This window comes from Bacillus sp. LUNF1 (assembly GCF_011008975.1).
Classification (GTDB): domain Bacteria; phylum Bacillota; class Bacilli; order Bacillales; family Bacillaceae; genus Bacillus; species Bacillus velezensis.
Window position 1 is genome coordinate 2,214,434 of record NZ_CP048876.1, and the last position, 11,989, is coordinate 2,226,422.

Sequence of the window (11,989 nt, forward strand, 5' to 3'; positions counted from 1 at the left end):
ACCTCATTTTGCGTACTTTTACTCACAGAAAATGTGTTTTCCGATTCTTTTTATCTGCGGACGTCCCCAAATCCATTTGCTTGTCGCCGTATCAGGGTTGAAATAATAAATCGCGTTTTCAGAAGGATCCCAGCCGTTGATCGCATCAAGAACCGCTTCTTTTGCTCTTTCATTCGGCTGCATGTATATTTGGCCGTCGGCAACAGCGGTAAACGCGAGCGGTTCGAAAATGACGCCGGCCACCGTATTCGGAAATAACGGGCTTTTAATACGGTTTAAAATAACCGCGGCGATGGCAACCTGTCCTTCAAACGGCTCACCGCGTGCTTCCCCGTACACAGCCTGCGCCAAAAGATTGATGTCGTTGTTTGAGAAACCGCCAGGCATATTGGCCGCTGTCGTATTTTGCTTTTGATTTGACTGACCGCCTGTATTGTTTTGCGGCTTTTGAGCAGGCTTATTCGTTCCCGCAGCCGGCTTCTGCGTTCCGGCTCTCGGTTTTGTTTGGTTTTCCAATGGGACGTTGCCATAATGAGTGAACGTATTCCCTTTTTGGATCTGCTCCATTACATATTCACGGTAATATTTTGATTTAGAGATCAGCACCTGTTTGGTTTTCGCGCCGACGAGGCCGTCAACCGGCTTCATGCCGAATTTCTCCTGAAAATTCCTCACGGCCCAGTATGTGGTCCAGCCGTAAACACCATCGATTTTCCCGTTATAAAATCCGTTATATTGAAGACGGGCCTGCAATTCTATAACATCATCACCCGTCGCGCCTCTTTGAATCACTTGATTTGAAAACGCATGAACCGTTTCATGATGATCGAAGAAAGCGGCGGCGAAAGAAAATAGAATGAGACATGCCATAAAGGCTCCTTTGCACTTCATCTCTTCAAGCCTCCTACTGCAAAATTTAAAGTGTACCCGTATTGTCTGTCACGAGGTTATTTTTATGCACGTTTCCTTCTTATCCCTCGTCAAGGCATAAAAAAAGAAACCGCACGCGACGCGCGGTTTCTTCACACTTGGATCATATTAACGGAGCGTGCTTTTTTTGCCTTTCGCAGCCCGAACCACCATAAAAACAGCATAAGCGGCAGCATATAATATACCCAATGATTGAGGGCGGTAAGAATAAAATCGTAAGAACCGTGCAGACATGAAGGCACAGCCAGCGAAATCACAAGCCATTTGACACGGGCTTTTTTCTGCGAAAAGCGGGCTTTTCCGAGATAAAATCCCATAATCACTCCGATCAGCGCATGGCAGGAGACCGGCAGAAGCGCCCTTATGAAAGCATGCTCAACGCCGTGGCCGAATAAATACAGAATATTTTCAAGCGTGGCAAATCCTAAAGACACACTGGCCCCGTAAACGATTCCGTCATAATGCTCATCAAAATGAGCATGCGGATACACACTGATCATCAGAACGAACCATTTCACCGATTCTTCCAGAAATCCCGAAGACAAAAACGAAACGAAAAAGCTTCCTCCCCCCACATGCTCTTTTTCAAGAACATATTGGATAAACATGGTCGGAAACACAAGGACAACCCCGAGAAAAAAAGACCTCAGCACCATATGTACGGGTTCATTGTCATACTGATCTTTTAAATAAAAATAGCTTAACAGCGCAATGCCGGGAGCAATTCCTGCAGAGATGATTGCAAACATCAGGCAACCTCTTTCCTTTATATTCCTATATCTATCGTACCATGTTGTTCATATTTTTACATCTTTCAATTTTTTAAAAAAAGAGCATATGAATGATCATATGCTCTCTGCACCCAGCCGTTTTGATATTTCATTTGCGATCAAGCCGCCGTGAAAACGGCCGTTCTCGATAAAAATTTCGTTGGCGTTATTTCCAGCCGCAATGACTCCGGCGATAAAAACACCGTCAACATTTGTTTCCATCGTTTCTTCCCGGAAAAACGGCCGGCCTGATTCAGCATCAATCCGCACACCGATTTTTTCGAGGAAACCGTGATCGGGATGGTATCCCGTCATGGCAAATACGAAATCGTTTTTCAGCCGGACCGTCTCATTTCGGCCCGAGCGGAAAATGATTTCATCTTCCGTCACTTCTTCAAGACAAGCGCCGAATTCCATCCGGATTGTGCCGTTTCTGACGAGGGCCTCAAACTCAGGCAGAATCCAGGGCTTGATGCTCGGGGAGTACTCATGTCCTCTGTAGAGCACCGTAACGCGCGCACCGGACTTCACGAGTTCCAAAGCCGCGTCCACACTTGAGTTTTTCCCGCCGATCACAGCAACATCTTTATCAAAATAAGGATGGCCTTCTTTAAAGTAATGAAATACCTTAGGAAGCCCTTCACCCGGTATGTTCATATAATTCGGATGATCATAATATCCTGTCGCAATGATACAAAACGGAGTGAGGTAGCGGTCTTTTGATGTTTCTACAAGAAAACGGCCGTCTTCCTGTTTCGTTACGCGCTCCACTGTTTCAAAGGCGTTTACGCGCAGCTCTTTTCTTCTGACAACCTCTCTGTAGTAAGAGAGAGCCTGTATTCGGACCGGTTTTCTGTTTTCCGTAATAAAGGCGACATCGCCGATTTCCAATTTTTCACTTGAACTGAAAAAAGTTTGGTGGGTCGGATAGTTATAAATGCTGTTTACGACATTCCCTTTTTCGATCACAAGCGCGTTCACGCCAATTTGCTTCAGATGTATAGCCGCCGATAATCCGCAAGGACCTCCGCCTATTATAATTGCTTTTTCTTCTGTCATGTCCTTCAACTCCTGCGATTGGCATTTCCATCATAAGTTTCCACTCATATAAAAAATCTCCTATATTATCATAGGAGATTTTTTTTGTTTATGCAAACGATTCGTTTATATCCAGCCTCTGAAACGCGAAGCCTCCGCCATTTTCCGCACGCCGACCATGTAAGCCGCAAGCCTCATGTCAATCCGGCGGTTTTGGGACATTTCATAAATATTATTAAACGATTTTATCATCATATTTTCCAGTTTTTCCTCGACTTCTTCTTCACTCCAGTAGAAGCCCTGGTTATTTTGAACCCATTCGAAATAAGAAACCGTTACACCGCCGGCGCTCGCCAGAACATCGGGAACCAGCAGCGTTCCTTTGTCTGTCAGGATTTTCGTCCCTTCCAGTGTCGTCGGTCCGTTTGCCGCTTCTACAACGATTTTCGCTTTGATGCGGTCAGCGTTTTCTTCTGTAATTTGGTTTTCAATCGCCGCCGGGACAAGTATATCACAGTCCAGCTCAAGCAGCTCCTGATTCGTAATGGTGTCATTGAAAAGTTTCGTCACCGTTCCGAAGCTGTCTCTGCGGTCAAGCAGATAATCAATATCAAGACCGTCCGGATCGTAAAGGCCTCCGTACGCGTCAGAAATTCCGACAACTTTCGCGCCGGCGTCATGCATAAACTTGGCCAGATAGCTGCCCGCATTCCCGAAACCTTGTACGACGACGCGCGCGTTCTGAATATCGAGACCTTTTTTCTTGGCCGCTTCTTTTATGCAGATGGTGACGCCTTTTGCCGTCGCTGATTCCCTGCCGTGGGACCCGCCGAGTACAAGCGGTTTTCCCGTAATAAAGCCGGGTGAGTTAAATTCATCAATTCTTGAATATTCATCCATCATCCAAGCCATAATCTGTGAGTTTGTAAATACGTCAGGTGCCGGGACGTCTTTAGTCGGTCCGACAATCTGACTGATTGCTCTGACATATCCCCTGCTTAGTCTTTCAAGCTCTCTGAATGACATATTTCTCGGATCACAAACAATTCCGCCTTTACCACCGCCATAAGGAAGATCAATAATTCCGCATTTTAAACTCATCCAGATGGAAAGTGCTTTCACCTCTTTTTCAGTTACATTCGGGTGAAAACGAATGCCGCCTTTTGTCGGACCTACGGAATCATTGTGCTGCGCACGATAGCCTGTGAATATTTTCACAGACCCGTCATCCATCCGAACAGGAATTTTAACCGTTAATAATCTGAGCGGCTCTTTCAGCAGTTCATACACTTCTTCTGGATACCCCAATTTTTCCAGAGCTTTATGTATTACGGTTTGGGTTGATTTTAATACATCATGTTTGTCTTCTTCATTATGACCGGTGAATCGATCGGCTGCCATTTGAGTTAACCTCCTAAAATCTTCTGTTTCTCTCATGCTCCCTTTCAGTGACTAGTATACACCTTCAATATCTCCGTGCATAGAAGAAAGACAATGATTTTTCCATTATTTCGCTTAAAAAAAGACGGCCGCTGAAAACAGCTGCCGTTTCAAATCTTTTTTATGAAAAATGTTTCTGGATGGTCTCCACAGCATTGCCGTCCATGATGAGTTTTCCGTACTCATGGAGCCTGTAAATCGTAATTGTCGCCGGGTGTCCGTATTCAGCCAGCACCGCGATGACGCCTTCGGCGGAACGGGAGCCGAGGTCTTCAAGGCTTACATAGTATTGGTTCTCATAGTGGTAGACGGTGCCGCCGGTAATCCCGATTCGGTGAAGGCTTCCGGCAAGCTGAATGATATCTTCAAACGAATGGAACTGATAAATAATATCCGGGCTTTCGTCAAGTTTGACCTGCATCTCGATATAATCATCGTCATATTCGTCATCTTCTGCGTCCGCGTCATGATTTTTCGTTACAATCACAACCATGCCTTGTGCCTGAAGAGAATATACTTCCACCGCGATCGGACCATTCGCTTCAAAGCCGAGCTCTGTATTTGCTTCATTCATCATATCTTTAAATAACTGGTGGACTTTAAACGAGTCCTTCCAGAGGTCTTCTTTTGTCAGTCCCCGATCAGTCAGATCGTCGAGGGTTAAAAAGATTTTAATCTTATTATAGTTCAGACGCTCAAGCCGCATAATGTTCCCTCCTGCCTCTTCTTGCACACAAATCATATAACACAGTATATGAATAAATGAGTCATAGGTTCTTAATTTGTTATCAGTTTACACTGTGTACAGCGGGAAGACAAGCAGAATGCCGTTTTTTATCACAGCGGCCGGGTTTGTTTCAGGAAGACGGCTCATCCGGTCCGCACAGCGTAATCATATGCGTCTCCGGTTTCGCCCCGAGCCTCAGCGGAACTTTTGTCGTCCCGTAGCCGTTGCTGATCAGGTAATGCGCTTTTTTTACCGTTCCCGTCCCGCCCAATTCGTACGGCCCGAACCGGCCGAAACGGATTTGACCGCCATGCGTATGGCCGCTGAACACAGCGTCAATCCCGTCTGACTCCCTCATTTGCTCATGGATGTCCGGGTTATGGCAAAGCAGGAGGTTTACTTTGTCAGCATCCGTATATCTGATTGCAGAATCGTAATCATCCATCATCATCCTGATATCATCCACGCCGCAGATCGTAACGGTTTCCCCTTTATAAGCAAACTGAACCGATTCATTTCTCAGCGGGATCACTTTATATGCCCGTAAAAGTGAGAGCAGTTTTTGCTGGCTGACCTCGTAATCATTATTTCCCCACACATACATGACAGGCGCGAGAGCCGTCAGACGTTTGATGTTTTCTTCAATTCTGGCGTAAGGAACTCCGCCCTCCGCCAAATCACCGCCGAGCAAAACGGCATCCGGCTTATAACCTGCCGCTTCGCGAAGAAGCTTTTCATCAATTAAACGGCGGTGCACGTCAGATATAAAGAAGATGGTGAGCGGCTTCATCCCCTTCATTTTATCAAGCGTAAATGTATGTGTTTTCAGATGGCTGCCGTTTGCCGTTTTGTACATAACGGCCGCCATAACCGCAGCCGCTCCCGCCAATGAGCCGAGAATTCCCGCTGTAAGCTTCATAAACGCACTCTCCATTCTGTCATTGTCTTACATTAGACGGACAAACAAAAAAAGACGTTTCTATCCTTTCCGGAAAACGCCTCATTTTATTTGCTTTCAAAATAAAGATTGATATCATACCGATGTTTCATCAAGTGAAAAACAGATTCTCTCGCCCTCCATTTTTCAGGCTGGGGCCATAAATCCGTGCTTTTTTGGATAATTTCACATCTCAGTTTATGAAATTCACCCTCAGCTTTTTCTTCCTTTTTTTTAAAATAATAAGAAGTGCAATACGCAAAAGCGGAAGCCATAATCCAGCACAAGTAAACCGTATGGCCTAATATTTCCTGCAGAATCAGCTGCGGAGAGGCTTGGGGGGCATTAAAGCTTTTAAACATCAGCAGTATGCACATCAGGGAAAAACAAACGAGGGACGCCCACTGCCATCTTCGGCATTGTGCGGCATAATTTTCGTATTTTAATTTCCGTTTCACCAGCGCCTGAAGCATTTGTTTCGTCGGTCCGTCAGCAAATCTGTCTAATTGCTTCCATAAAGAATCCATGCGCTTCACACCTTGTCCGTTTTCATTGGTACACTATATGAAAAACGCGGTGAAAACATGCATTTATTTTAATCAGACAGCGGAATGTTCAGAACCTGGCCGGTGTACACGTCGTTTCCGTTTAATCCGTTGTAGCTGCGGATTTTTTCTTCGCCCGCCCGGCTTTTATAATATTTCATTGAAATGCGGTAAAGCGTTTCTTTCGGCTGTACAGTATGCTGTACGGTCCGCACATTTTTCGGGACAGTCCCGGCTTGATCACTCGCGGCAGCCGGAGCCGCTTTTTCACGGACAGCCGGCGGAGACTGCTGTTTTGTCTCCGCGTATTCGGTGTCTGTCGGCTTTACTTGTTTTTCTGAGGGCGTTTCCGTTTTTTCACTTGGTTTTTCTTTCGTTTTTTCAGATGCAGCCGCTTCTTTTTTATCTTTGTCATCAGACTTTTTTTTCGGTTGTTCTAAAAGAGCGGTTTCTGACGTTTCTTTCTGAGCGCCTTTCGGAATAACGGCAGGCGCGCTTTCACTGTGGTCTATGAAGACATCTTCATAGTCCTTCGGGTCAAATCTGCTGCTGTTCGTCATATAAAGAAGACCGAAAAAGACACCGATTGTTACGATAATGAACAGGACGGTCAGAAAAGTGAACAGCGGCGTTTTTGTTTTGGTTTTTTCCTTTACCTGCTCTTCCTTTTTTTTACGCTCCTCTTTTACAGATTGTCTTGTCGGGAGGCTGTCTTCAAGATATTCAATTTGTTCATCCGCGGCCGCGGCAATCTGCTGCTCGGCACGCAGCTGAGCTTTTCTTCTTTCAACTCTTGACATTTCCGTCATGCAAACCCCTCCTAACATATTGAAAACGGATCTGACAGGCAAATACCGCATCAATAATAAAATGCGCTGTAACCGGAACGAATAAATTGCCGGTCCATTCATAGATAAGCCCCAGCAAAAGACTGATGCCCGCAACCATCATAAACAGAAGCCACTTCGCCAAGTATCTGAAATGAAGCACGGTAAAAATGAAGCTGGCGGCCCATAAGCCGATATGTGTCTGCAGAACGCCTCTGAACAAAATCTCTTCGCTGAACGAAATGAGAAGCGTCAAAAACAAAATGTGCAAAACCGGCCTGTTCTTAAAAAGCAATACATTAATGCCGCCGTCATCATATAAATGCGAAGGACACCATTTCATCACCGCCAGATCGGCAAAAATGACAAGGACAGCAAGAGTTACACCGTACCATATGATATTATCGTCACGTATATGCCACAGCTTTAAAAAATCGTGAATGTCGGTAAAAAAGAAAAAGCCGATAACAGCTGAAACCGCCAATATGAGCAATTGGGTGGCATACAGCTGCATCACAATCTCCCGGTCTGAGAGCTGCCGGATCAATTCGCTTTGCCGTCTCAGCTGAACTCACCCGCAGACTCTGAACCGAAAATCCGGCCTAATTCCAGCTTCCAATCTTCAAACCGTTCCATATTTTTACGTTCTCCTTTTTGCTCGTACGGAGCCAGATCAAGTCCGCAGCTGCTGCAGCATTGTCCGGTTTGACCTTCAGGCTCATACGATTCATCAAAATAAGACAGCAGCGCTTCTCTTATACATTCTTTCCGCTCTAATAACGCCGAAAAACGATTCATTTTACGCAGCTTCTTTTCCACGCGGTATGTCAGTTCTTCCTGCAGCTGCTCTTTTGTTGTTTTTCCTTGCAGATACAGATGGACGGCCGTTCGCGCCTGTGTTTCCTGGACGCCCTTGTTGATCAGAACGTCCCGAAGCTTTCGTTCATCACTCGTACCGGCATCCCGTATGACGGCCAGAATGCCTTCCAGATCATAATCAGACAGGCTTTCTGTCTGAATAATCTGCTGCTGAAGCTCGGTATCGCCGGGCGCCCTCAGCAAAATACTGACACTCGGGCTGCCGTCGCGTCCCGCTCTGCCGATTTCCTGCATAAAGGCCTCAGCCGTTTGGGGAGGATAAAAGTGAATGACAAAGCGGATATCTGACTTATCCACACCCATGCCGAACGCATTGGTACAGCAGATGCAATCAAGCTGGTTATGGATAAATTGCTGCTGGATTAAGATTCTGTCCCCTGTATCCATTCCGCCGTGATAATAATCCGTCCGCTTTCCCGTTTTTTCATTCAGCTCAGCCGCAAGCTCTTCCGCCCATTTTCTGGTCGGACAATATATGATACCCGGGCCTTCAAGCTTTTCGGCAAGCTCCGTGAGCCTGCTTATTTTCTCGGCATTATCCGCCAAATGTTCTGCCGCCAGGAGAATATTCGGCCGGTTGACTGAATAAAGATGACGCACCGCATGCTCAAGTCCGAGCACATCCGTCACGTCTCTGAGTGTTTCTTTTGTCGCTGTTGCGGTTAGCGCCAATACAGGCGGCTTTCCGAGTGCCTGCCTGAAAGGCCCGAGCTTCGAGTAATCAGGCCTGAAATCATGTCCCCATTCTGATATGCAATGAGCCTCATCAATAACAAATAAACTGACCGGAACGTTTTTCAAACGGTTCAGTACATAAGGTGAAGAAAGGGCTTCAGGGGACATATAGAGAAATTTATACCTGCTGATGTTGCTGAGAATAAAATGCCGCTCTGCGGAATTCAGCATGCTGTTTAATGCAGCAACCCGCTTTTCTCCTTTCGCTTTCAGCTGCTGCACCTGATCTTCCATTAATGAAAGGAGCGGCGAAATAATCAGCACCAGCCCGTCCATCATGTAACCCGGGAGCTGATAGCATAATGATTTTCCCCCGCCGGTCGGAAGCATGGCGATCGTATCCTTTTTTTGGAGCACGCTAGTCATAATCTCTTCCTGCCCTTTTTTAAAGGAATGCAAACCAAAATACTTGGATAAAGCTTTATGCAGCTCAGTCATGCTGGTTCACCGTCTTTGCCAGCGCCAGCCTGATCTGAAAATAGCTGAAGCGCATCTGCATTCCTTCGCGAATCCGTTTAATTTTATTCGTTTGATGCTGTTTTGCAAATGCCGTTATCATACGCTGTTCCTCTTCAGAAAGATACTGTTCTATAAAAAATGCAGGCTGATGCAATGATATTTCTACGATATGATCTTCGATTGTGGCAGTTTTTAAATTTCTGACCGCGGCGATCCGTTCAATCGGAAACCCTTTTTCCAACAGCTCAAAGGTTTTTCTGGCAGACTGTGTCAGCGCGCTTTCCGCCTGCAGATCGGACAACAGCTCGCGCAGAGCGGGATATGCACATTGCGGAAGCGATTGAATAACATAATGTACCGCTCCCCAAAACTGGACGGACACATACCATTCATCTTCGTTCAGCTGGAGAGCGAGCTGCTTATTCGTTTTGCCGATTCTGTTGAATGAAGTTAAAGAATAGACAAAAATAAGCGCCTGCCGTTCACTTACGCCTTGCAGAAGATGAAACAGCGCGTCATGCATTTGGACGGAAAGCTCTTTAGCATCTCTGTTTTTCCGCATGAACCGTTTGACCCATCTCAGCGTCTGCACATCGTTGGTAACCGGGATATATTGACTGCATTGATGCTCTTTGTTTGACAGGACTTGAATGAGCAGGGAAAGCCGCCTCCACAGGGTGACAGCAGGCGTTTGATAATTCGCGCCGTGGCAGTGCTTCGGCCAAGGCCGCTCGGCAAACGCCCGTTCAAGCCTTTGAACGCCGCGCGCAGTCACTTTCCACGTTCCCTCTTCTTTTCCGGCTGTGATGTATGAGTTCTCGGTGAGTTTATGCAAAGAAGCCGCAATATCGCCGCGTTCACACTGTGAAGCCATGCCGAAATATTTAGCGATCTGAAATAAGCCGGCATCCTGAATGGTTTGAGACGACTTTTTTCCTTTTAATAAATGAAACACAGCACTCGGAGTCCGTTCGCCGTCTATTTTGTCCAGACAGTCGAGAACCACGGTATCAAAGTAGTTTATCGCCAATCTAAACACACCTACATTTCTTCTGTGACAAGTTTCGTTTTTTGGTTCTTTTTATTTTAACAGATTTTCATATAAATTTGACGTTTAAAGTCATCTTTTAGGGGGAAGTGCTAAAGAGAATCCCTTATGTGATAAGCATTCTCAATCATTTTTCTGTTGAAATTTGACACTAACATCATTACAATAAGTAAGAGGAATAGGTGTTATATTTAAAAATATATAAGGTAAACCATTTGTTCCAACACGAACAATCTGGGAGGTTTTATTCATGGCAAAGTACACAATTGTAGATAAAGATACGTGTATTGCATGCGGCGCCTGCGGAGCTGCGGCACCAGACATTTATGATTATGATGATGAAGGCATTGCGTTCGTTACGCTTGACGAAAATAAAGGCGTCGTCGAAGTTCCGGAAGTTCTGGAAGAAGATATGATTGACGCATTTGAAGGATGCCCTACTGATTCAATCAAAGTTGCGGATGAACCGTTCGAAGGCGACCCGCTGAAATACGAATAAAAAAGCCCTCCCCGTGAGAGGAGCTTTTTCGTCCTGAATAAGACTCCGGCTGTTATCGGCCGGAGTCTTATTTTTTGCCGATCAGCACAAACAAAAAAGCGTCCGGCTGTTTTCACAGAGCGGACGCTTTCAATCTTTATTGTGTTTGGATGCTGCGTTTTTGTTCAATCCAAGGTTTCAGCTTCGTAAAGATGAACGTAAAGACGATGGTGATGATAATGCCTTTTACAATGTTAAACGGCAGAATTCCTGCGACAACCGCCGTTTTTAACTGGCTGTTTGACAGTGCCGGTGAATGTAAAAACCAAGTATACGCGGGCAGGATAAGAATATAGTTCAAAATACTCATCAGCACGGTCATCGCCGCGGTTCCGGCCAGCAGGCTCACCGCAAGACCTTTTGCAGAATTAAGCTTTTTAAACATAAACGCCGTCGGCAGAATAAACAGCGTTCCCGCGATAAAATTGGCTGCCTGCCCGACAGGCACGCCGGCCATGCTTCCTTGAATGATATACTGCAGAATATTTTTAATCGCTTCAACCGCAATCCCCGCCGCAGGCCCGTAAACCAAAATGGCGATAATTGCAGGAACGTCACTGAAATCAATTTTCAAATAATCCGGCAGACCCGGAAACGGGAAATTTAACAGCATAAGCACAAAAGCAATACTGCTAAGCATACTGATGACAACTAATTTTTTTACTTTCACAATGCTCTCTCCTTTTCGATCAAATCTCTCGAAAAGAGGAAAGGTTCTTTTGCGCCCCAATAAAAAAACCGCTTTTGTTAAAAAGCGGGAGCTTACTAAGGCTTGGCAAAGAAACGTTTGATATAAGCATCAAAACGTCTGCTGAACCTCCATCTTCTCCCATCCAGACTATACTGTCGGCTCCGGAATCTCACCGGATCCTGCCGCCGAAGCAGCTCGCGGGCTTAGAGCATGATGCTCATCACCGCCGGTAGGGAATTTCACCCTGCCCCGAAGATTGATCTTATGAATTTATTCACATTATATATGATCAAATTGCAATTGTATAGAGAACTGCTCAAATTTAAATAAAATATTGGGGAAGCCCAATTTAAGCTGATTCAGCGGTTTCCTTTTCTCCTTTACTGCGTCAATACACATTGACACTCTATTGAGAATATGATAAA

General features: G+C 45.6%; 13 protein-coding genes and 1 riboswitch. Of the genes, 1 reads left to right on the forward strand and 12 read right to left on the reverse strand.

The genetic code is table 11. The features are described 5' to 3' along the window. Window positions 1-18: 18 nt before the first annotated feature. From sleB to G4O42_RS10725, 11 genes are all read right to left on the reverse strand, one after another. Window positions 19-891 carry a spore cortex-lytic enzyme gene (gene sleB, locus G4O42_RS10675; protein ID WP_007612266.1) on the reverse strand — a complete coding sequence of 291 codons (873 nt, stop codon included), beginning with the start codon at window positions 889-891 and terminating at the stop codon, window positions 19-21. A gap of 131 nt (window positions 892-1,022) precedes the next feature. After that, complete coding sequence (prsW, locus tag G4O42_RS10680) at window positions 1,023-1,679, reverse strand: glutamic-type intramembrane protease PrsW (protein ID WP_032873247.1); 657 nt, start codon at window positions 1,677-1,679, stop codon at window positions 1,023-1,025. 96 nt (window positions 1,680-1,775) lie between these two features. Then, window positions 1,776-2,759: a YpdA family putative bacillithiol disulfide reductase gene (locus G4O42_RS10685; protein WP_012117874.1), complete on the reverse strand. Its 984-nt coding sequence runs from the start codon at window positions 2,757-2,759 to the stop codon at window positions 1,776-1,778. Window positions 2,760-2,864: 105 nt separating this feature from the next. Then, on the reverse strand, window positions 2,865-4,139 hold the full coding sequence (gudB, locus tag G4O42_RS10690) for an NAD-specific glutamate dehydrogenase (RefSeq protein ID WP_003153413.1): 1,275 nt from the start codon (window positions 4,137-4,139) through the stop codon (window positions 2,865-2,867). A 160-nt stretch (window positions 4,140-4,299) separates the two neighbouring features. After that, window positions 4,300-4,884 carry a genetic competence negative regulator gene (locus G4O42_RS10695; protein WP_003153412.1) on the reverse strand — a complete coding sequence of 195 codons (585 nt, stop codon included), beginning with the start codon at window positions 4,882-4,884 and terminating at the stop codon, window positions 4,300-4,302. A gap of 151 nt (window positions 4,885-5,035) precedes the next feature. Further along, on the reverse strand, window positions 5,036-5,824 hold the full coding sequence (locus G4O42_RS10700) for a metallophosphoesterase (RefSeq protein ID WP_032873245.1): 789 nt from the start codon (window positions 5,822-5,824) through the stop codon (window positions 5,036-5,038). Window positions 5,825-5,910: 86 nt separating this feature from the next. After that, window positions 5,911-6,369 carry a YpbF family protein gene (locus tag G4O42_RS10705; RefSeq protein ID WP_007409443.1) on the reverse strand — a complete coding sequence of 153 codons (459 nt, stop codon included), beginning with the start codon at window positions 6,367-6,369 and terminating at the stop codon, window positions 5,911-5,913. Window positions 6,370-6,437: 68 nt separating this feature from the next. Further along, window positions 6,438-7,196, reverse strand: coding sequence for a LysM peptidoglycan-binding domain-containing protein (locus tag G4O42_RS10710; protein ID WP_032873244.1), 759 nt, complete (start codon window positions 7,194-7,196; stop codon window positions 6,438-6,440). After that, window positions 7,174-7,761, reverse strand: coding sequence for a CPBP family intramembrane glutamic endopeptidase (locus G4O42_RS10715; protein WP_007409441.1), 588 nt, complete (start codon window positions 7,759-7,761; stop codon window positions 7,174-7,176). The genes G4O42_RS10710 and G4O42_RS10715 overlap by 23 nt, the downstream gene beginning before the upstream one ends. 14 nt (window positions 7,762-7,775) lie before the next feature. Next, entirely contained in the window at window positions 7,776-9,266 is a 1,491-nt protein-coding gene (locus G4O42_RS10720; protein ID WP_032873242.1) for a RecQ family ATP-dependent DNA helicase, read from the reverse strand. After that, window positions 9,259-10,317, reverse strand: coding sequence for a YpbB family protein (locus tag G4O42_RS10725; RefSeq protein WP_032873240.1), 1,059 nt, complete (start codon window positions 10,315-10,317; stop codon window positions 9,259-9,261). The genes G4O42_RS10720 and G4O42_RS10725 overlap by 8 nt, the downstream gene beginning before the upstream one ends. A gap of 268 nt (window positions 10,318-10,585) precedes the next feature. Here G4O42_RS10725 and G4O42_RS10730 point away from each other — a divergent pair, with 268 nt between their 5' ends. Beyond that, the gene (locus G4O42_RS10730; protein ID WP_003153403.1) at window positions 10,586-10,834 is read left to right on the forward strand and encodes a ferredoxin; all 249 of its coding nucleotides are present in this window, start codon (window positions 10,586-10,588) and stop codon (window positions 10,832-10,834) included. 136 nt (window positions 10,835-10,970) lie between these two features. On the opposite strand, the gene G4O42_RS10735 is transcribed toward G4O42_RS10730, so the two are convergent. After that, window positions 10,971-11,543, reverse strand: a complete 573-nt coding sequence (locus tag G4O42_RS10735; protein WP_003153402.1) for a riboflavin transporter FmnP — start codon at window positions 11,541-11,543, stop codon at window positions 10,971-10,973. Between the two features lie 147 nt (window positions 11,544-11,690). Continuing rightward, window positions 11,691-11,825: riboswitch (FMN riboswitch) on the reverse strand. Window positions 11,826-11,989 lie beyond the last annotated feature (164 nt).